The 18,187-nt window shown below is 58.9% G+C and carries 22 protein-coding genes; 6 read left to right on the top strand and 16 right to left on the bottom strand.

The genetic code is table 11. The annotated features are described in order from the left end of the window. The first annotated feature begins 5 nt into the window (after positions 1 to 5). Positions 6 to 515 (top strand): PTS glucose transporter subunit IIA, encoded by a 510-nt coding sequence (crr, locus tag HMPREF3096_RS16455; protein WP_008803873.1) that lies wholly within the window; start codon positions 6 to 8, stop codon positions 513 to 515. 40 nt (positions 516 to 555) lie between these two features. On the opposite strand, the gene HMPREF3096_RS16450 is transcribed toward crr, so the two are convergent. Together HMPREF3096_RS16450 and pdxK are read right to left on the bottom strand one after the other, a co-directional pair. Next, positions 556 to 795 carry a hypothetical protein gene (locus tag HMPREF3096_RS16450; RefSeq protein ID WP_012540941.1) on the bottom strand — a complete coding sequence of 80 codons (240 nt, stop codon included), beginning with the start codon at positions 793 to 795 and terminating at the stop codon, positions 556 to 558. Then, positions 795 to 1,658: a pyridoxine/pyridoxal/pyridoxamine kinase gene (gene pdxK / locus HMPREF3096_RS16445; RefSeq protein WP_012540940.1), complete on the bottom strand. Its 864-nt coding sequence runs from the start codon at positions 1,656 to 1,658 to the stop codon at positions 795 to 797. The genes HMPREF3096_RS16450 and pdxK overlap by 1 nt, the downstream gene beginning before the upstream one ends. An 82-nt stretch (positions 1,659 to 1,740) precedes the next feature. Between pdxK and ptsJ the strand changes: the two genes are divergently transcribed. Both ptsJ and HMPREF3096_RS16435 read left to right on the top strand, forming a co-directional pair. Beyond that, positions 1,741 to 3,039: a MocR-like B6 salvage transcription factor PtsJ gene (gene ptsJ / locus HMPREF3096_RS16440; RefSeq protein WP_032730873.1), complete on the top strand. Its 1,299-nt coding sequence runs from the start codon at positions 1,741 to 1,743 to the stop codon at positions 3,037 to 3,039. 181 nt (positions 3,040 to 3,220) lie between these two features. Further along, positions 3,221 to 3,616 carry a YybH family protein gene (locus HMPREF3096_RS16435; RefSeq protein ID WP_008803870.1) on the top strand — a complete coding sequence of 132 codons (396 nt, stop codon included), beginning with the start codon at positions 3,221 to 3,223 and terminating at the stop codon, positions 3,614 to 3,616. On the opposite strand, the gene cysM is transcribed toward HMPREF3096_RS16435, so the two are convergent. The 5 genes from cysM to cysP all read right to left on the bottom strand — a co-directional run bounded on the left by cysM (position 3,613) and on the right by cysP (position 8,451). Further along, positions 3,613 to 4,524, bottom strand: a complete 912-nt coding sequence (gene cysM / locus HMPREF3096_RS16430) for a cysteine synthase CysM (protein WP_012540938.1) — start codon at positions 4,522 to 4,524, stop codon at positions 3,613 to 3,615. The genes HMPREF3096_RS16435 and cysM overlap by 4 nt on opposite strands. Positions 4,525 to 4,642: 118 nt before the next feature. Next, positions 4,643 to 5,737 carry a sulfate/thiosulfate ABC transporter ATP-binding protein CysA gene (gene cysA, locus HMPREF3096_RS16425; RefSeq protein ID WP_032730874.1) on the bottom strand — a complete coding sequence of 365 codons (1,095 nt, stop codon included), beginning with the start codon at positions 5,735 to 5,737 and terminating at the stop codon, positions 4,643 to 4,645. Beyond that, positions 5,727 to 6,602, bottom strand: a complete 876-nt coding sequence (gene cysW, locus HMPREF3096_RS16420) for a sulfate/thiosulfate ABC transporter permease CysW (RefSeq protein WP_023298047.1) — start codon at positions 6,600 to 6,602, stop codon at positions 5,727 to 5,729. Before cysW ends, cysA begins: the two co-directional genes overlap by 11 nt. Further along, positions 6,602 to 7,435 (bottom strand): sulfate/thiosulfate ABC transporter permease CysT, encoded by an 834-nt coding sequence (gene cysT / locus HMPREF3096_RS16415; protein WP_002913626.1) that lies wholly within the window; start codon positions 7,433 to 7,435, stop codon positions 6,602 to 6,604. The genes cysW and cysT overlap by 1 nt, the downstream gene beginning before the upstream one ends. Further along, entirely contained in the window at positions 7,435 to 8,451 is a 1,017-nt protein-coding gene (gene cysP, locus HMPREF3096_RS16410; protein ID WP_032730875.1) for a thiosulfate/sulfate ABC transporter substrate-binding protein CysP, read from the bottom strand. The genes cysT and cysP overlap by 1 nt, the downstream gene beginning before the upstream one ends. A 200-nt stretch (positions 8,452 to 8,651) precedes the next feature. On the opposite strand from cysP, the gene HMPREF3096_RS29475 reads away from it, so the two are divergent. Next, positions 8,652 to 9,014 carry an endonuclease domain-containing protein gene (locus HMPREF3096_RS29475; RefSeq protein ID WP_072023583.1) on the top strand — a complete coding sequence of 121 codons (363 nt, stop codon included), beginning with the start codon at positions 8,652 to 8,654 and terminating at the stop codon, positions 9,012 to 9,014. A 96-nt stretch (positions 9,015 to 9,110) separates the two neighbouring features. Here HMPREF3096_RS29475 and HMPREF3096_RS16405 read toward each other — a convergent pair whose 3' ends face one another. The 4 genes from HMPREF3096_RS16405 to HMPREF3096_RS16390 form a co-directional block, all read right to left on the bottom strand. Next, complete coding sequence (locus HMPREF3096_RS16405; RefSeq protein WP_008803864.1) at positions 9,111 to 10,010, bottom strand: Dyp-type peroxidase; 900 nt, start codon at positions 10,008 to 10,010, stop codon at positions 9,111 to 9,113. A gap of 94 nt (positions 10,011 to 10,104) precedes the next feature. Beyond that, positions 10,105 to 10,680, bottom strand: coding sequence for an RpoE-regulated lipoprotein (locus HMPREF3096_RS16400; protein WP_008803863.1), 576 nt, complete (start codon positions 10,678 to 10,680; stop codon positions 10,105 to 10,107). A gap of 61 nt (positions 10,681 to 10,741) precedes the next feature. Beyond that, positions 10,742 to 11,191: a DUF2919 domain-containing protein gene (locus HMPREF3096_RS16395; protein ID WP_008803862.1), complete on the bottom strand. Its 450-nt coding sequence runs from the start codon at positions 11,189 to 11,191 to the stop codon at positions 10,742 to 10,744. Further along, positions 11,178 to 11,603, bottom strand: coding sequence for a GNAT family acetyltransferase (locus tag HMPREF3096_RS16390; protein WP_002913637.1), 426 nt, complete (start codon positions 11,601 to 11,603; stop codon positions 11,178 to 11,180). The genes HMPREF3096_RS16395 and HMPREF3096_RS16390 overlap by 14 nt, the downstream gene beginning before the upstream one ends. A gap of 211 nt (positions 11,604 to 11,814) precedes the next feature. On the opposite strand from HMPREF3096_RS16390, the gene amiA reads away from it, so the two are divergent. Together amiA and hemF are read left to right on the top strand one after the other, a co-directional pair. After that, on the top strand, positions 11,815 to 12,687 hold the full coding sequence (gene amiA / locus HMPREF3096_RS16385) for an N-acetylmuramoyl-L-alanine amidase AmiA (protein ID WP_008803861.1): 873 nt from the start codon (positions 11,815 to 11,817) through the stop codon (positions 12,685 to 12,687). After that, a complete protein-coding gene (gene hemF, locus HMPREF3096_RS16380; RefSeq protein ID WP_032730877.1) occupies positions 12,687 to 13,586 on the top strand; it encodes an oxygen-dependent coproporphyrinogen oxidase in 900 nt (299 codons plus the stop codon). Before amiA ends, hemF begins: the two co-directional genes overlap by 1 nt. 43 nt (positions 13,587 to 13,629) lie before the next feature. Here the strand turns inward: hemF and eutR are convergent, their stop codons facing one another. The 5 genes from eutR to eutB are packed head-to-tail and all read right to left on the bottom strand — an operon-like array spanning position 13,630 to position 18,178. After that, entirely contained in the window at positions 13,630 to 14,682 is a 1,053-nt protein-coding gene (eutR, locus tag HMPREF3096_RS16375; RefSeq protein ID WP_022065643.1) for an HTH-type transcriptional regulator EutR, read from the bottom strand. Between the two features lie 45 nt (positions 14,683 to 14,727). Continuing rightward, on the bottom strand, positions 14,728 to 15,213 hold the full coding sequence (gene eutK / locus HMPREF3096_RS16370) for an ethanolamine utilization microcompartment protein EutK (protein WP_008803858.1): 486 nt from the start codon (positions 15,211 to 15,213) through the stop codon (positions 14,728 to 14,730). 11 nt (positions 15,214 to 15,224) lie between these two features. Beyond that, on the bottom strand, positions 15,225 to 15,884 hold the full coding sequence (gene eutL / locus HMPREF3096_RS16365) for an ethanolamine utilization microcompartment protein EutL (protein WP_008803857.1): 660 nt from the start codon (positions 15,882 to 15,884) through the stop codon (positions 15,225 to 15,227). 9 nt (positions 15,885 to 15,893) lie between these two features. Beyond that, complete coding sequence (eutC, locus tag HMPREF3096_RS16360; RefSeq protein WP_012967471.1) at positions 15,894 to 16,796, bottom strand: ethanolamine ammonia-lyase subunit EutC; 903 nt, start codon at positions 16,794 to 16,796, stop codon at positions 15,894 to 15,896. 20 nt (positions 16,797 to 16,816) lie between these two features. Beyond that, entirely contained in the window at positions 16,817 to 18,178 is a 1,362-nt protein-coding gene (gene eutB / locus HMPREF3096_RS16355) for an ethanolamine ammonia-lyase subunit alpha (RefSeq protein WP_012967470.1), read from the bottom strand. Positions 18,179 to 18,187: the final 9 nt, after the last annotated feature.

Here is an 18,187-nt window from a genome sequence, read left to right as displayed (position 1 = left end):
AGATCATGGGTTTGTTTGATAAATTGAAATCTCTGGTTTCTGATGACAAGAAAGACACCGGAACTATTGAGATTATTGCTCCCCTCTCCGGTGAGATCGTCAACATCGAAGACGTGCCGGATGTGGTTTTTGCGGAAAAAATTGTGGGCGATGGGATTGCCATCAAACCGACCGGCAACAAAATGGTCGCGCCGGTAGACGGTACCATTGGTAAAATTTTCGAAACCAACCATGCGTTCTCTATTGAATCTGATAGCGGCATCGAGCTGTTCGTTCACTTCGGTATTGATACCGTTGAACTGAAAGGCGAAGGCTTCAAGCGTATCGCTGAAGAAGGCCAGCGCGTGAAAGTCGGTGACCCGGTTATCGAATTCGATCTGCCGCTGCTGGAAGAGAAAGCCAAGTCTACCCTGACGCCGGTGGTTATCTCCAACATGGACGAGATCAAAGAGCTGATCAAACTGTCCGGTAGCGTGACTGTGGGTGAAACCCCGGTTATCCGCATCAAGAAGTAATGCTTGCTGCATAAAAATGGCGCCGAAAGGCGCCATTTTTTTATATCGCGCTGGTCACCGGCTGATAACACTTCTCCCGGGACAAGATGCGCAATCCCTCCGGCGTGCTCTCCAGAATACGACGCTCACTGTCAGAGACCAGCAGATCGCACTGGTACCCTCCGGCCAGGCCGAACAGCGACCGCGCTACGCAGGCATCCTCCAGCGCCGCCTCCCCTGTGGTATCAAAATGACCGACAATACGCCCCTGTTGGCGGATCACTAACCGATAGCTTTTCATCAGTTTTTCTCCCGTGGCGGCAGGATCAGTTCGTCACACCCCTGCGCGGCAGTCCAGTTCATGACCTCCAGCACGCGCCGGGCGGCAGCCTGCGTCGCCGCCCCCAGCGCCAGGCCGGTGAGCAGACCGCTCACCAGCTCTGCACAGAACAGATCGCCCGTTCCCTTCAGGTCCGTTTCCACCCGCGGGTGGGCCACCACCTCCACCGCATCGGCCGTCACCACCAGCACATTTATCGTCGAACGCGCCTCTCCCGGCGCGCTGGTGATCACCACCCATTTGAGGGTATCTGACAGCAGGCTTCGCGCCGCGGCGACCGCCTCCTGCTGATTGCGACAGCGCTGGCCGCTCAGCGTTTCCAGCTCAAACAGATTGGGGGTGATCCCTTGCGCCAGTGGCAGAAGATGCTGACGATAGGCGTCCGGGATCTCAGCCTTAACGTAGATGCCGCTGTCGACATCGCCGATGACCGGATCCACCAGAATGCACAGCCCGGGATGGCGGGCCCGCACCCGCGTCAGCCACTGCGCCAGACGTTCGATTTGCACGGCGTTGCCCATATAGCCGGTGGTCACTGCACGCAGTTCGCGCAACGCGTCGCGCTCCTCCAGCGCCTGCAGATACCCGACAAACCACTCCTCCGGAATAATGCCGCCATAGAACGTCTCATAATGGGGCGTATTGCTGAACAGTACCGTCGGCACTGCCAGCACGCGCAAACCGTGCTGTTTAATGGCCGGAACCGCGATGCTGTTGCCAACGCTGCCATAGACTACCTGGGACTGCACAGCGACGATATCGACTTCCGACGCCCGGCTTGTGTCGTGAAAGAGCACTGATTGTATGTCATCTTGCTGGCCCATCTTTTCTCCCCCCGCTGGACAGCGGGTCACGCACTGATTATGATTCGTCCTATGCTAAATTTCATTTTGTCATAGGTCAATAATGTTTACCGGAAAAACCGCCAGCGATATCTTCGATCATATCCGCCATCTGGTGCAGAGCGGTGGGTTGCGGCCCGGAGAGGTTCTGCCACCGGTACGCGAGCTCGCCAGCCAGCTGGAGGTGAATCGCAATACCGTCGCCGCCGCCTATAAACGGCTGGTCACCTCCGGGCTGGCCGTCAGCCAGGGACGAAACGGCACGGCCATTAAAGCACGGGATCCGCTGCCGGCGCTGGAGGGCGGTGACCCAACGACGCCGCTGAACGATATCTCCAGCGGCAATCCGGACCCCGCCAGACTGCCTGAATTAACCCGTTATCTGGGCCAGCTTGCCCGCACACCACGCCTGTATGGCGATGCTCCCATCGAGCCGCGGCTTGGTCAATGGGCCGAGGCGTGGTTTGCTAAAGAGATAGCGGTTCCCTTTGCGGTGAATCTCGCCAGCGGAGCGATTGACGCCCTGGAGCGTCTGCTGAGCGCTCTGCTGCTGCCCGGCGACGGCGTTGTGGTGGAAGATCCCTGTTTTCTCAGCAGCATCAATATGGTGCGTTACGCCGGTTTTACCCCCTGCCCGGTGGCGGTGGATGCCGAGGGGATGGATCCTGACGGCCTGGAGGAGGCGTTACGCAACGGCGCACGGGCGGTGATCTTAACCCCGCGCGCGCATAATCCTACCGGCTGTAGCCTGACGGAAACCCGGGCGCATGCCCTGCGGGAGGTGCTGGCCCGCTATCCGCAGGTGCTGGCGATCGTCGATGACCATTTTGCCCTGCTGTCGGCCACGCCATGGTACTCCCCTCTTCCTGCAAGCACGCAACGCTGGGCGCTGGTGCGCTCAATGTCAAAAACCCTCGGGCCAGACCTGCGGCTGGCCTTTATCGCCAGCGATGCCGATACCTCAGCGGCGCTGCGCCTGCGGCTTAACGCCGGCAGCCAGTGGGTCAGCCATCTGCTGCAGGACCTGACGCTGGCCTGTCTGACCGATGAGGCGTTTATCGCCTCGATGACGGAGACCCGTCGTCATTATCGCCAGCAGAATGAGAAACTGGCGGCGGCGCTGGCCCGGCACGGCCACAGCCATGCTACGCCTGGCGATGGCCTTAATTTCTGGCTGCCGCTGCCAGCGGCGAGCCAGCCCTACGCCTTACGCCTGGCCCGCGCCGGCTGGCTGGTCCGGGAGGGGGAAATATTTGGTGTCCGAACACCTGCGCACGGGCTGCGCCTGTCGCTGGGCCGTCTGAGTGACGCTGAGATTTCCCGCCTGGCGGCTGATATTGCGCTGGTCTTAAACCAACCCTGATGCAGGCCGTATCATTCGGCATGTTGAAGCATCTGCCGCACAGGTGAGTGATGGCAGCTGCCGATAAATTAATGAAAAAGCAAACGAAAGCAGGCACAGTCTTACCTGCATACCCTGCTCGCCCGGACGAATAAAACAGTCCCGGTGGCGGACAAATCGCTCACAAGAAGGAGCACCAGAGATGCATCACACTGACCTGGCACTGAAGGCGGTCATTGAAGCCTGCGACCGCGCTATCTCACAGGAAGATTACGATACCCTGATGGCCTATTACGCAGAAGACGCCGCGCTGGTCGTCAAACCGGGCATGGTGGTCAGAGGGAAAGAGAATATCCGCAAAGCCTTTATCGCCATTGCCGACTATTTCCAGCACCGACTGGTGGTGACTCAGGGGAAAATGGAGGTTATTGAAGGCGGCGGCAATGCGCTGGTGATTATGGAGACCCGGCTGGATATCCCGACGGCGGACGGGATATCCCAGGTCACACGGCGCGCCACCTATGTCTTTCAGAAGCAGGGCGAGCGCTGGCTGTGTACGGTCGATAACTCCTACGGCACCGACCTGCTTGATGATTAAATGCCAGCCCCCTGGCTAAAATGTTCTTCGCCGAACACGCCGGTGGAAAGGTAACGATCGCCGCGATCGCAGACGATCGCCACCACCACCGCGCCAGGATTTTCACGGGCAATGCGTAACGCGCCCGCCACCGCGCCGCCGGAACTGACCCCGCAGAAAATGCCTTCCCGCACCGCCAGCTGACGCATGGTATTCTCGGCATCCTGCTGATGAATATCCAGCACCGCATCCACCAGCGAAGCGTTAAAGATCCCCGGCATATACTCTGCCGGCCAGCGACGGATCCCGGGAATACTGCTGCCCTCTTCCGGCTGCAGGCCGACAATGGCCACCGGTTTACTCTGTTCGCGCAAAAAGCGCGATACGCCGGTAATGGTGCCGGTGGTCCCCATGCTGGAGACAAAGTGGGTGATACGTCCCGCGGTCTGCTGCCAGATTTCCGGCCCGGTGGTAGTGTAGTGGGCGTAGGGGTTATCCGGGTTGTTAAACTGATCGAGCAGTTTGCCCTCTCCGCGCTGCGCCATCTCAAGGGCCAGGTCGCGGGCCCCCTCCATTCCCTGCTCTTTAGTGACCAGAATCAGCTCGGCGCCGTAGGCACGCATCGCCGCCCGGCGCTCCTGGCTCATGTTGTCAGGCATCAGCAGCTTCATGTGATAGCCTTTCAGCGCGGCGATCATCGCCAGCGCAATACCGGTGTTACCGCTGGTCGCTTCGATCAGCACGTCGCCGGGCTGAATTTCGCCGCGCTTTTCCGCTTCGACGATCATCGACAGCGCGGCGCGGTCTTTCACCGAGCCGGCCGGATTATTGCCTTCGAGTTTGACCCAAACTTCACTGCCGTTGTCCGGACCCAGACGCTGAAGCTTGACCAGAGGGGTATTGCCGATGGTGTGTTCGAGTGTATTCACGATTTTTACTCAATAAAAAAGCCGGGTTGCGCTTCGCTTACCCGGCCTACAAGACGCGTAAAAACTCCAGGCCCGGAAAGCGTAGCCTTACCGGGCGATAGACCTGCTCAATAAGCTATCAGGCCGACTCCGCCAGAGCAAGCTCGCCGCGCGGCTCGATACGCTCGGTACCGTTATACAGGCGCGCGTTTTGCAGGCCAACGAACAGCCGTTCGCCGCGGGACGGGGCCTCATCGCCTGCCAGCACCACGCTCAGCGGTTCGTCATACCACCCCAGAGGCTGAACGACTAATTGGGTGTAGTGCCCTTTCGGGCTGGCTTCCAGGACCTGCACCGGCAGCGGGGAATCCAGGCTGGTCCGGCGGCTGATGTCCACTTCCCACGGACGCAGGAACAGATCCACCGGCCCCTGGTATGTTGGGGTATAGCCTAACGGCCAGCGGTGCGCGCCAACGTGGAACTGTCCACCGCGGATAATGCCCTGCAGGCGGTTTACTTCTCCCATAAACTCCAGTACGAAACGGGTCGACGGTTCACGCCACACGCGCTCCGGGGCATCGGCTTGTTCGATGTTGCCCTGACTCATCACCACTACCCGGTCAGCAACTTCCAGCGCCTCTTCCTGATCGTGGGTGACGAACACGCTGGTAAATTTTAACTCTTCATGCAGCTGACGCAGCCAGCGGCGCAGCTCTTTACGCACCTGCGCATCCAGCGCGCCGAAGGGTTCATCCAGCAACAGAATTTGCGGCTCCACCGCCAGGGCGCGCGCCAGCGCCACACGCTGCTTCTGGCCGCCGGACAGCTGCGCCGGGTAACGTTCCGCCAGGTGGGACAGCTGCACCATCTCCAGCAGTTTGGTCACTTTGGCTTTAATCGCCGCCGCATTGGGGCGTTCACGGCGCGGCAGCACGGTCAGGCCAAAGGCGATGTTATCGAACACCGTCATATGGCGGAACAGCGCATAGTGCTGGAAGACGAAGCCCACTTTACGGTCGCGGGCGTGCATCCGGCTGACGTCGGTGCCGTGGAAGCGGATATGACCGCTGGTCTGATGCTCCAGCCCGGCGATAATTCGCAGCAAGGTGGTTTTTCCGGAGCCCGAGGGCCCCAGCAGCGCAACCATTTGTCCGGAAGGGATATCCAGCGAGATATCATTCAGCACCTGGGTGCGACCAAACGATTTCTTAATATTGGCAATCTCAATGCTCATGATTTCCCTCCTGTTGCGCGCGTTCTTTCTGATTGGCCAGACGCCATTGCAACATACTCTTTAAAAACAGGGTCAGAATAGCCATTAACGTCAGCAGGGCCGCAGCGGTAAACGAGCCGACGGTATTGTAATCCTGCTCCAGTAGTTCAATTTGCAGCGGCAGCGACAGCGTTTCTCCACGAATCGAACCGGAGACTACCGACACCGCGCCAAATTCGCCGATGGCGCGGGCGTTGGTCAACACCACGCCGTACAGCAGCGCCCAGCGAATATTCGGCAACGTCACCCGACGGAACATCTGCCAGCCGGAAGCGCCCAGCAGCACCGCGGCTTCATCTTCATTACTTCCCTGGCTCATCATCACCGGCACCAGTTCGCGCACCACAAACGGACAGGTGACAAAGATGGTCGCCAGCACCATACCCGGCCAGGCGAACATGATCTGCAGGTTATGTGCATCAAGCCAGCCGCCCAGAGGACCGTTAGAGCCATAAAACAGCAAATACACCAAACCGGCCACTACCGGCGAGACGGCGAACGGGATATCCAGCAACGTCAGCAGCAGCTGGCGACCGGGGAAAGTAAAACGAGTCACCAGCCAGGCCAGCAGCGTACCAAACACCAGGTTCACCGGTACGGTAATCAACGCAATCATCACCGTCAGCCAGATGGCATGCAGCATGTCCGGGTTGGCCAGGTTTTCCAGCACCGGCATCAGCCCTTTGCTGAAGGCCTGGATAAAGATATAGAGCATCGGCACCACAAGGATGAAGGCGGAGACCACCATCCCGACGCCAATCAGAAACCATTTCCCCCAGTTGATGCGGGGCGCGTCGTAGCGTTTCAATTGAGTAACTTCCGCCATTAGTGACCTACCACACGTCGACCAAAACGACTCTGCAGGGTATTGATGGAAAACAGCAGCAGCAGTGAGGCGGCCAGGATCACCGAGGCGATGGCGCTCGCCGCCGGATAGTCAAACTCCTGCAGACGAATAAAGATCATCAGCGAGGTCACCTCTGTCTTCCACGCGATGTTACCGGCGATAAAAATCACCGCGCCAAACTCGCCGAGGCTGCGGGTAAACGACAGGGCAATGCCCGCCAGCAGCGCCGGCGACAGCTCCGGCAGCACCACTTTGCGGAAACTCTGCCAGCGCGTCGCCCCCAGCGTTTCCGCCGCTTCCTCATACTCGGGTCCCAACTCCTCCAGCACCGGCTGCACGGTACGTACCACGAACGGGATGCTGGTGAAGGCCATCGCCACGGCGATGCCGAGCCAGGTATAGGTGACTTTAATATCGAACTTCGCCAGCCATTCCCCGTAAATACCGTTCACCGAAAACAACGAGGCCAGGGTCAGACCGGCTACCGCCGTCGGAAGCGCAAACGGCAGGTCCATTAAGGCATCCAGCAGCGTGCGGCCCGGAAAACGATAGCGAGTGAGGATCCAGGCCATCAGCAGACCAAAGACGCCGTTAAAAATAGAGGCTACAAACGCCGACAGCAGCGTCACCTTATAGGCCGCCACCACCTGCGGGTTGGTGATCACATCCCAGTATTGCGCCCAGCTCATCTGCGCCAGCTGCATCACCAGCGCGCTGAGCGGTAATAACAAAATCAGACAGACAAACAGCAGGCTGGTGCCGAGGCTCAGGGTAAAGCCCGGCAGCACGCGCTTGGACGACACAGCAAACATTACTTACGCCCCGCCGCCAACAGTTTGTCCAGTTCGCCGCCGCTGGCGAAGTGGGTTTTCATCACCTCAGGCCAGGAGCCAAACTTGTCCTCCACGCGGAACAGCTCAGTCTGCGGGAATTTATTCTTCAGGCCGTCCATCACTTTCGGGTTGTTTACCCGGTAGTAGTAGTCGGTAATGATGGTCTGCGCCTGCGGACTATAGAGCCAGTTCAGATAGGCTTTTGCCGCCTTTTCCGTGCCATTGGCTTTAACGTTTTTATCCACCCACGCTACCGGGAACTCCGCCAGAATGTTGGTTTTCGGGATCACCACTTCAAATCCCTGCGCCTCATACTGCTTACGAATATTGTTCACTTCCGATTCGAAGCTAATCAGCACATCACCCAAGCCGCGTTCAGCAAAGGTGGTGGTCGCGCCGCGACCGCCGGTATCGAAGACCTCGACGTTCTTCAGAAACTGGGTCATAAACTGTTCGGTTTTGGCTTTATCGCCGCCGTCGGCTTTATCCGCCGCGCCCCATGCCGCGAGGTAGGTGTATCGGGCGTTACCTGAGGTTTTCGGGTTCGGGAAGATCAGCTTGACGTCAGAACGAACCAGATCGTTCCAGTCATGAATGTTTTTCGGGTTGCCTTTACGCACCAGGAAACCCATCGTCGAATAGAACGGTGAGCTGTTGTTCGGCAGGCGGCTTTGCCAGTCGGCCGGGATCAGGTTGCCTTTATCATGCAGGATCTGCACGTCCGTCACCTGATTGTAGGTGACCACGTCCGCCTTCAGGCCCTGCAAAATAGCCAGCGCCTGCTTGGATGAACCGGCATGCGACTGCTTAATCGTCAGCGTGTCCCCGCCATTGTCCTTCGCCCACTGCTGCTCAAAAGGCGGGTTAAGGGCGGCAAACAGCTCGCGGGAGACATCATAAGAGCTGTTCAGCAGCTCCGTCGCCTGCGCCTGCGCGGCCAGCAGCATGGAAGCCGCCAGCGCCAGATATCCTTTTTTCAGTGATTTAACGGCCATTGCGCACCCTTATCAACGTTGAACATTTTCTGATGTTCATCATATTTATAACGGGTACGAAAGGAGTAACGGTTTTATATACCGTTTGGCGATTTGGAAGTCGAAAAGAGAATAAGCAACTGGCAAAGCTTAGCTGAAAGCGGCTCGCAGATTAGACGTGTCATTGTGACAAACGGTAGCCAGGCGTGCACTGTGTTTATATGAAAAACACACAGATATTTGCTCGTCAGCTCAGACGTAGCTTAACGCCAACAGAACGTCGACTATGGTACTTACTGCGCAACCGCCGCTTTGCTAGCTATAAGTTTCGCCGCCAGCATCCCGTTGGCCCCTGTATTCTCGATTTTGCCTGCTGCGCAACACGGCTGGCGATTGAACTGGACGGCGGCCAACACGATGAGAGGCGTGCCTACGATGTTCGCCGCACCCGCTGGCTACAGAGCCAGGGATGGCGGGTTTTACGCTTCTGGAATAATGAGTTTGAAGAGTATGAAGATGCGGTGATGCAGAGAATACTTGAAGCGCTTGAGTCGCCGATGCCCTCACCCCGCCCCTCTCCCTGAGGGAGAGGGAGAAAAAGAGTCCGCACGCAGAATCCATAACCGCACCGTACCGTCCCCTCTCCCCCTTGGGGAGAGGGTTAGGGTGAGGGGAAAAAATTACAGCGCCTGAATACGCTCCAGGGATGGCGCGAAGTAATAGCCGCCGGTCACCGGTTTAGTGAAGCGCAGCATCGCGTCGCGTTTGCCGTCGGTATCGCCGAACATGCTCAGCAGCTGCTGCTCGATGTTATACAGGCGCGCGCAGTAGGCGCAGAAATAGAGACCATGGGTGCCGCTGGCGGTGCCGTACGGCAGGCTCTGACGGACGATTTTCAGCCCTTTGCCATCTTCTTTTAAGTCCACGCGGCTCAGGTGCGACGTGACCGGACGCTCGTCGCCATCGATCTCTTCGTTGGCTTCTTTGGTACGGCCGATCATCATCTCCTGATCCGGTACGCTCATGCGGTTCAGCTGTTTGAGATTATGCTCCCAGCGCTGGACGAACACGTAGCTGCCGCCCGCGTCAACACCGTCTTTAATGACCGCCACTTCGCGGCGGGTTTCTTCCCCCGCCGGGTTTTCGGTGCCGTCGACGAAGCCGCTGAGATCACGCTCTTCCACCCAACGGAAACCGTGGATCTCTTCTTTCACGTCGATAGCATCGCCAAAGGCAGCCATCGCGGCCTGCGCCACCGAGAAGTTAACTTCATGGCGGGCGGATAAAATATGAATCAGCAGGTCATACTGGGTGGACGGCGCCAGCCCTTTGCCATAGACCGGAAAATCTTTTAACTCTTCCGCCCCTTCGCCGCCGCTCAGCTGACGCCAGACGTTATTGCCGAACGCCACCACCGCCCCGAGTTTAGCGTCGGGGAATTTAGCCTGGAAGGTGGCCACGTTATCGACAAAATTTTTGCTCGCTTCGCGCAGGGCGTTAACGTCCCCTTTGACATTGGCTTCAATCCAAATCGCCGCGCGGCAATGTTCCGGCAAAATGCCGCTCTGAACCTGAGACATCGCTCCTCCTGAAATGATGCAACCACAACGCTATCGCGTTGCTAACGCGCCATTGTAACCGTTTTTCAGGGCCGTCGTGTCTCTTCAGATCAATTTAGCGACGCCAGATAATTTTGCTGACCTTCCAGTTTTTCAGCGTATCGTCGGAGGGCATCAGCTCGTCCGGGCCGCTCCAGTGGCCGGTAAAGGCATAGCTGATATGCTGGCTCCCCTCGGCCTGACACTCTACGACCGCGCCATTGTCATTGCTGCCTTTCTGGCAGTTGCCGAAGGCTTTGCTGTACAGGTCGCTAAACGGTGTGCCGATTTTCACGCCGCTGGCGGTTTTGATTTCGGCATCACGCACGTCAATCCGGCTGATGGTACCGTTGTCGCCATTGATGGTCAGCGCCACGCTGTTGTCTTTCAGCGCTTCAAAATAGTGGACGATATTGCCCTTATCGGTCTTCATCCCGCTGCGTAAACGGTAGTCGCTCCCCAGCGCATCGCTAATAGCCTGTTCGTTGAGCGGCGTGGAAGCCGTCAGTTTACCCACCCCCTGCTCGGTCACCTCGGTAGAAGCGCCAAACCAGTTCCACGGATAGGCCGCCGACCAGTTGACTGCGCTCATCGTGGAGCAGCCGGTCAGCGCCAGCGGAAGCGCACAGAGCATTAAACGTAGCGATTTCATATCACAATCCTTTCTGAGTCATTCAACGCATGTTGGAGTTCACGATCGGCAAAAAGTGCCCTTAAAAGGTGGTCTGGCGAAAACAGGCGCCCAGGCGACGGCTGGTTAACAGCCACCACAGGGCATAACCATCCGCCACCAGCAGCCCGATGGTCAGCGAGGAGGGAGATTCGCCGCTCAGCCATAGCATCGGCTGCCACAGCAACAGCAGCAATTGCGATAGCACCAGCAGCCAGCGCATCGCCCGCCACGCGCGCGGCAGGCGCTGACGGTAGCCGCTAAGCAGAAAGGCCAGCACCGCCGGCACGCCGGGAAGTAAACCGAGCCAGAAGCGGTCGTGATCGGGATAGAACAGATTAAGAATCGCGTCGCCCTGCTGGCGCGATGCGCCGGCCATCAAAAACAGCACCCACGTGCGGGCCTGCAACAACAGCACGCACCAGAAGAGCAAAGGCAGGCGCAGACGGCCATGGGCATCAAAATCGGCGGGGATAAACTCAGTATTCTTCATCTTCGATCAGGCGCTTGCCCAGGGTCAGGACATCGGCGTATTCATAGCCCAGCCGCTCATACATTCCCTGCACCACGTCGTTGTCTTCACGGACCATAATGTTGATTTTCGGGCAGCCGCGGGCAATCAGCTTTTTCTCGAGCCGGTTGAGCAGCGCGTTCGCGATACCCCGGCCACGATATTCCGGATGGACGCCGAGATAATAGGCCGATCCGCGATGACCGTCATATCCGCCCATCACCGTGCCGACCACTTCGCCATTCACTTCCGCCACCAGAAACAGGCTGACGTCATGATTCAGCTTGCGCTCAATATCCATCTCCGGATCGTTCCACGGGCGCAGCAGATCGCAGCGCTCCCACAGCGTCACAACCTCTTCGAAATCCTGCTGGCGAAAAACGCGAATCTCCATGGTATTCCCCACCATTGACGGTTAAAAACAGTGATTATGGCGCGAATATAACTGATAGCCAATATCAGGCGAAATCAGCGACAAAAAATGGCATAATATGACTTTGTCATGTATTGAAATGAAAAGTAAAACAATTCTTATTTTGAATGGTCGTAACGGCAAACGCGATACGATATAACATTGGACATCACTTGTTTACAATTCAGGCCGAATGAGCACTTTTAAACCCTTAAAAATACTTGCTTCGCGCCGTCAGGTGCTGAAAGCCGGGCTGGCTGCGATGACGCTGAGTGGCGTCGCCGCACAGGTCAGCGCAAAAGAGCAGCCACTGAAAACATCAAATGGACACAGCAAACCCGCCGCTAAAAAGGCCGGCGCCCGCCGCGTTGTGATGCTCGACCCGGGCCACGGCGGTATCGACACTGGGGCTATCGGCCATAACGGTTCGAAAGAGAAGCATGTGGTGCTGGCGATCGCTAAGAACGTGCGCAGCATTTTGCGCAGCAACGGCATCGACGCCCGCCTGACCCGTACCGGCGATACCTTTATCCCGCTGTACGACCGCGTGGAGATTGCCCATCAGCACGGCGCCGATCTGTTTATGTCGATCCATGCCGACGGCTTCACCAACCCGAGCGCCGCCGGCGCCTCGGTGTTTGCGCTGTCAAACCGCGGCGCCAGTAGCGCCATGGCAAAATACCTCTCCGACCGCGAAAACCGCGCCGATGAAGTTGCCGGTAAGAAAGCAACCGATAAAGATCATCTGCTGCAGCAGGTGCTGTTCGATCTGGTGCAGACCGACACCATTAAAAACAGCCTGACGCTGGGCTCGCATATCCTGAAAAAGATCAAACCGGTGCATAAGCTACACAGCCGCAATACCGAGCAGGCGGCGTTCGTGGTGCTGAAGTCGCCGTCCATTCCGTCCGTGCTGGTGGAAACCTCGTTTATCACCAACCCGAACGAGGAGAAACTGCTCGGCACCACCGCTTTCCGGCAGAAAATCGCCACCGCGATTGCCAACGGCATTATCAGCTATTTCCACTGGTTCGATAACCAGAAAGCCCATTCGAAGAGACGTTAATGAAACCCGATGCCGCGCAGGTTAAAACTTTTCTGCTCCAGCTCCAGGACAACCTTTGCCAGCAGCTGAGCGCTGTCGATGGCGCACCGTTTATTGAAGACGCCTGGCAGCGGGAAGGCGGTGGCGGCGGGCGCAGCCGGGTGTTGCGCGACGGCAACGTGTTCGAACAGGCCGGGGTTAACTTTTCTCACGTCCATGGCGATGCGATGCCCGCCTCGGCAACGGCCCATCGCCCGGAGCTGGCCGGACGCAGCTTTGAAGCCATGGGCGTCTCGCTGGTGGTTCATCCGCTTAACCCCTATGTGCCCACCAGCCATGCCAACGTGCGGTTCTTTATTGCCGAAAAGCCTGGCGCCGACCCGGTGTGGTGGTTCGGCGGCGGCTTCGATTTAACCCCTTACTACGGCTTTGAAGAGGATGCCGTCCACTGGCATCGTACCGCCCGCGATCTGTGTCTGCCGTTCGGCGAAGCCGTCTATCCGCGCTATAAAAAATGGTGCGATGATTACTTCTACCTCAAGCACCGCCAGGAGCAGCGCGGTATCGGCGGTCTGTTCTTTGACGACCTGAATACCCCGGATTTTGACCACTGCTTCGCCTTTATGCAAGCGGTCGGGAACGGCTATGCTGACGCCTATTTACCCATCGTCGAACGCCGAAAAGCCATGCCGTACGGCGAGCGCGAGCGCCACTTTCAGCTCTATCGCCGCGGCCGCTACGTCGAGTTCAATCTGGTCTGGGACCGCGGCACCCTGTTCGGCCTGCAGACCGGCGGGCGTACGGAGTCGATTCTGATGTCGATGCCGCCGCTGGTGCGCTGGGAATATGATTATCAGCCCGAGCCCGGCAGTCCCGAGGCGGCGCTGAGCGAGTTTATTCAGGTGCGCGACTGGCTGTAACGGCCGGATGGCGGCTGGCCACCCGGCAGCGGCGTCGCTTCGCTCACACCCACTGGCGCAGGCGATGGTGCAGCGTCATCGACGGTTTCTCAGCAAACAGCTGCTGATAGTCGGTGGCGAACTGCCCCAGATGCCAGAATCCCCACTGCATGGCCGCCTCCTTGACCGTCTCCCGCTCTGACCAGGGACTTATCAGCTCCCGGCGTACGGCGTTCAGACGGATCCGTTTGAGCCAGGCGTTGGGGCCAATCCCCAGAATCGCATGGAAGGCGTTTTGCAGGGTGCGACGGCTGACGTACAACTGCTGGCACAGGTCGAGAACGGTTAGCGGCTCCGCGCTGTTTTCCAGCACATATTCGCGGGCCTGCGCCAGCAGACGGCGGTAGCTCTGGTGGCTGATACTCTCCGCGCTCACCATCGGCTGCGCCTCTTCGAGCATCGTCCCCATCGCCAGCAACAGATTATCCCGCAGGACTTTACGCACGGCCGGCTGATGAAGGGTATCCGGATGCTCGCTGAAGGTGGCCAGCGCCTGCTGCACAAACCCCCACAGCGCGGCCTTATGCGGCTCCCGAACTGCCAGCGCTGACTGGTTGCGTAGCATATGCAGCACTCGCTCCGGGTGGTGCAGGAAACTGGCATGGCGAGAAATCACCTCCTGGGAAATGACTACTCCGAGGATGGTGTAATCATCCGGCGTGCTGAGCTCGAACTCCGTACCGCCGGGACGGGTGGCGATTTCTGCCCGGCCCAGGCACTGCGAACCAATAAACCCCTGCTCTCCCCGCGCCGCCGGAATACCAAACCAAAAGGAGTTCGGCCAGACCACGCAGGACTGGCGCAGCGCCAGCCCGGTATATTCGCGAAAGACCTGGATCTCATCGAGCAGAATTTCGGTAAACTCGCCGCGAAACTGCCCCGGATGCAGCTGATCGTAAATCTGTTGCCAGGCGGTAATGGTCAGGGCGTGCTCATACACATCGGTTGTGTGTCGTTGATGAATATTGTCAATTTCAACCTGGGGCGTCAGCCTGGTGTCTTCCGGCAACGCCTCGCAACAGAGATGGTGCAAATTTGCAGAACGACGCTTTTTCATAATCGTTAAAGCCGGGGGCAAGCCGCTCCCGGCACCTCCGACAGGTTATGGATTTTTGAGACGATAGCGGCTACTGCGTTTGCGTAGCGTCCCTGCGGAAAAGAGCTGATCCAGCGCCTGGCGGGCCTTATCCAGCGGCCAGGCAAAATGCGCGGCGACCTCGCCGGCCGTCATGCCCTGACGAACTGATGCCAGCAGCGTCAGTAACGCTTCCGATGATGCCGGGTCAGCAGGCGGCAGGGGCGCTGGCGGCGGTGGCTGAAAGCCGCCGATCAGCCACTGGGTATCCTCTTCCGGACGGCCGATTTCCCGACGGCTGATCACACATCCGGTTCGCTCCGCCGCTACGCTTCCGGCATCCAGCGCGGCACGACAGGCCGCCAGATCCCCCTCCACCACCAGCGTCAATCTGCCGGGGTCGAGCACTTCATGACTGAGCAGGCGCACATTGGCCGCCTTGAGCATGGCATCCGCGGCGTCTACAGCGGCGACCATGCCCTCCACTTCCAGCAATCCCAGCGCATTGATCATCGCTCCCTCCGTTACGCACGCTGAACAGGATGACGGGCAATATCGAGAACGGCATCGGTAAAGGCGTTGCAGGCGGCTTTACAGGCGGCCTGACTTCCCGTCAAAAAGGCGGCCGAATAGTTGGTTTCCGACGGCGGCGGGACGTAGGTCACCAGCTGAACGTCGGCAGACTTCATCGCCGCATCGATGCCGTACGTCGCCTCCAGCGGCGGCGCCACCAGATAAGCGATCGGATCGCCCAACGCGATGCCAGCGGTGGATGAAAGATAAGAGCCGGTACGCGACACCACGTGCGCCAGAAACGCGGTATCTTGCGCGTCGTTAGCCCACTGGAACGCCGCCCCGCTTTCAATATGCGCCATCATGGCATCCAGCCCGGCGCGAACTTCCGCCGGGTTCGGGCCGCCGAGCATAATCAGCACTTCACCGGCGGTGGGCGACGGGCCGTGAGCTGCTCCGGCATACAGGGAGCGGCCATAGACCACCTCCACCATCGCCTGCTTTGTCGCTTCATCGGCGGCAATATACGTCACGTCATCAGAATCTGCCGTGATGAGTCCGAGGCTACGTATATGTGGCGGTAATTTAAGCTCCCGGGCAAAACCGTCATTCACCGAGGCAATGACGCGCATGGCAGTGACCGAGGGTCGAATCAAATCTAATGCGGGCATGATGCCTCCTTAACGGCTCATGTTGATACCGGAGGCTTTCTGCTCCAGCATGCGTTTGGCTAAATCCACGATCACCGCGGCGGCTTCTACCGGCGGGGTGCCGCCCTGGTGAATATTGGAGATACAGGTCCGGTCGGCCTCGACGGTGGTCGCCACCCGCGGGGAGTACACCGCGTAGCAGGAGAGGCTCTCTGACTGGCCAAGTCCCGGGCGCTCGCCAACCAGCAGGATCACCACCTTCGCGCCGAGGATCTCGCCGATCTGATCTTCAATCTTGACGCGGCCATAGCGCACGAAGAACGGCGTCCCGACCTTCAGACCCGCCTGTTTCAGGCCGGCAAGCAGCGGCGGCAGGATCTCTTCGTAGTTGGCGGTGATGGCATCCGTCGACAGGCCATCGGACACCACCACCTGCACATCCGGATCCATCACGCACTGCGCCTTCAGCGCATCGATGGCCTCCGGACTGAGACGGCGTCCCAGATCGGGGCGCGTGAGGTAGCGATTTTTGTCGCTGATTTCCGAACGCACTTCCAGCAGCCCCTGCGCTTTCACCCACGCCTCCGGCACCTCTTTGAGCACCGTATCTTTCGAGCGCGAGTGATCCGCCAGGAAGCGCAGCAACGCGAGGGTGCGCGGACGCGGACCGGCGCGACCGGTGCAAACGCGCGCTGCGGTGCTGCGTTTCAGTTCGGTCAGCACTTCGGCGCGGTGCGGATGTTGTACGCCAATCCAGGCTTTCGCTTCCGCAGAGCCCAGATCCAGCGCGCAGCTTTCCACTGTTGCGTCGGTGGCGCACGCGGCAGCGTGGCAGGCCGGCGTCGTCGCTACGGGGGCCTCTGGCTGTGTCTGTGGCTGTCCCATTGACGCCATTACGCTGCGTACAATGTCTTCAATCTGTTTTTGATCCATGATGTGTCATCCCCGCGTCATCAGAAGAACAGTGACGGATCGCCCGCCCGTTTGGTCAGACGACCATTTGCCATAATGCCCATCCGTTCCAGCCAGCCTTCGAACTCCGGTGACGGACGCAGACCCAGCAGCTGGCGCACGGTCGCGGTATCGTGGAAGGCGGTAGTCTGGTAGTTGAGCATGATGTCGTCGCCGAGCGGCATGCCCATGATGTAGTTGCAGCCAGCGGTCGCCAGCAGGATCATCAGGTTTTCGTTGAGGTTCTGATCGGCATCGGCATGGTTGGTGTAGCAGCAGTCGCAGCCCATCGAGATGCCGCTCAGCTTGCCCATAAAGTGGTCTTCCAGCCCGGCGCGAATAATTTGTCGGTCGTTATAGAGGTACTCCGGCCCGATAAAGCCCACCACGGTGTTGACGAGGAACGGATCGTAGTGCCGCGCCAGGCCATAGTTACGCGCTTCCATCGTCACCTGGTCGGCGCCGAAGTTAGCGCCCGCGGAGAGCGCCGAGCCCTGCCCGGTTTCAAAGTAAAGACAGTTCTCCCCGGCGATGCGGTTAAACTCCGCTCCCACCGCCCGCGCTTCATCGAGCATCGCCAGTTCGACGCCGAACTCTTTTAGCCCTTTTTCGCTGCCGCAGATGCTCTGGAAGATAAGCCCCCCCGGCGCGCCGCGGCGGATAGCTTCGATCTGGGTGGTGACGTGCGCCAGCACGCAGCCCTGGGTCGGGATGGAAAACTTGTCGATCACCCCGTACACCGTATCCAGCACGCGACTCAGGTTCTCCACGTCGTCAGTGACCGGGTTGACGCCAATCACCGCGTCGCCAGCGCCGAAGGAGAGCCCTTCGTAGATTTGCGCGGCAATACTCTGCACGTCGTCGCGGGTATCGTTCGGCTGCAGGCGGCAGCTAAAGGTCCCCGGCAGACCGATGGTGGTATTGGCTTTTTTGATCACCGGCATTTTTTTGCCGCCGTAGATCAGATCGGCGTTGGAGCAGATCTTGGCCACCGCCGCCACCACCTCGGAGGTCAGCCCTTTGCGGACAAACGCGATATCGTCGCTGGTGACCTCGTCGTTGAGCACGTATTCGCGCAGGTCGCTGATGGTCCAGTGTTTGATCCGCTGATAGGCGGTTTCGTTCACGTCATCCTGGATCAGGCGCGTCACGCAATCCTCCTCATAGGGGATCACCGGGTTATTGCGGATATCGGCCACCGTCATATCGGAAAGCACCTGCTTGGCGGCCACGCGCTGCTGCGAACTCTCCGCTGCCACGCCCGCCAGCACATCCCCCGAACGCAGTTCGTTGGCTTTCGCCAGCACCTCTTTAACATCCTTAAACTGATAAACATTGCCGAACAATGTGGTCTTTAGTTTCATAAGTCGTTC

The organism is Klebsiella sp. HMSC25G12 (assembly GCF_001807705.1).
GTDB lineage: Bacteria > Pseudomonadota > Gammaproteobacteria > Enterobacterales > Enterobacteriaceae > Klebsiella > Klebsiella variicola.
The sequence above is the reverse complement of the archived record's forward strand: the minus strand, read 5'-3'. Positions and strand labels throughout refer to the sequence as shown.

What these genes read in the sequence shown, in the direction of transcription:
- crr (WP_008803873.1), top strand. Translation starts at nt 6, where the DNA reads ATGGGTTTGTTTGATAAATTGAAATCTCTGGTTTCTGATGACAAGAAA.
- cysT (WP_002913626.1), bottom strand. Translation starts at nt 7,435, where the DNA reads ATGTTTGCTGTGTCGTCCAAGCGCGTGCTGCCGGGCTTTACCCTGAGC.
- HMPREF3096_RS16450 (WP_012540941.1), bottom strand. Translation starts at nt 795, where the DNA reads ATGAAAAGCTATCGGTTAGTGATCCGCCAACAGGGGCGTATTGTCGGT.
- ptsJ (WP_032730873.1), top strand. Translation starts at nt 1,741, where the DNA reads ATGTTTACCGGAAAAACCGCCAGCGATATCTTCGATCATATCCGCCAT.
- HMPREF3096_RS16400 (WP_008803863.1), bottom strand. Translation starts at nt 10,680, where the DNA reads ATGAAATCGCTACGTTTAATGCTCTGTGCGCTTCCGCTGGCGCTGACC.
- cysP (WP_032730875.1), bottom strand. Translation starts at nt 8,451, where the DNA reads ATGGCCGTTAAATCACTGAAAAAAGGATATCTGGCGCTGGCGGCTTCC.
- HMPREF3096_RS16395 (WP_008803862.1), bottom strand. Translation starts at nt 11,191, where the DNA reads ATGAAGAATACTGAGTTTATCCCCGCCGATTTTGATGCCCATGGCCGT.
- eutK (WP_008803858.1), bottom strand. Translation starts at nt 15,213, where the DNA reads ATGATCAATGCGCTGGGATTGCTGGAAGTGGAGGGCATGGTCGCCGCT.
- hemF (WP_032730877.1), top strand. Translation starts at nt 12,687, where the DNA reads ATGAAACCCGATGCCGCGCAGGTTAAAACTTTTCTGCTCCAGCTCCAG.
- HMPREF3096_RS29475 (WP_072023583.1), top strand. Translation starts at nt 8,652, where the DNA reads ATGAAAAACACACAGATATTTGCTCGTCAGCTCAGACGTAGCTTAACG.
- eutL (WP_008803857.1), bottom strand. Translation starts at nt 15,884, where the DNA reads ATGCCCGCATTAGATTTGATTCGACCCTCGGTCACTGCCATGCGCGTC.
- HMPREF3096_RS16435 (WP_008803870.1), top strand. Translation starts at nt 3,221, where the DNA reads ATGCATCACACTGACCTGGCACTGAAGGCGGTCATTGAAGCCTGCGAC.
- amiA (WP_008803861.1), top strand. Translation starts at nt 11,815, where the DNA reads ATGAGCACTTTTAAACCCTTAAAAATACTTGCTTCGCGCCGTCAGGTG.
- HMPREF3096_RS16390 (WP_002913637.1), bottom strand. Translation starts at nt 11,603, where the DNA reads ATGGAGATTCGCGTTTTTCGCCAGCAGGATTTCGAAGAGGTTGTGACG.
- cysW (WP_023298047.1), bottom strand. Translation starts at nt 6,602, where the DNA reads ATGGCGGAAGTTACTCAATTGAAACGCTACGACGCGCCCCGCATCAAC.
- pdxK (WP_012540940.1), bottom strand. Translation starts at nt 1,658, where the DNA reads ATGGGCCAGCAAGATGACATACAATCAGTGCTCTTTCACGACACAAGC.
- cysA (WP_032730874.1), bottom strand. Translation starts at nt 5,737, where the DNA reads ATGAGCATTGAGATTGCCAATATTAAGAAATCGTTTGGTCGCACCCAG.
- eutB (WP_012967470.1), bottom strand. Translation starts at nt 18,178, where the DNA reads ATGAAACTAAAGACCACATTGTTCGGCAATGTTTATCAGTTTAAGGAT.
- eutR (WP_022065643.1), bottom strand. Translation starts at nt 14,682, where the DNA reads ATGAAAAAGCGTCGTTCTGCAAATTTGCACCATCTCTGTTGCGAGGCG.
- HMPREF3096_RS16405 (WP_008803864.1), bottom strand. Translation starts at nt 10,010, where the DNA reads ATGTCTCAGGTTCAGAGCGGCATTTTGCCGGAACATTGCCGCGCGGCG.
- eutC (WP_012967471.1), bottom strand. Translation starts at nt 16,796, where the DNA reads ATGGATCAAAAACAGATTGAAGACATTGTACGCAGCGTAATGGCGTCA.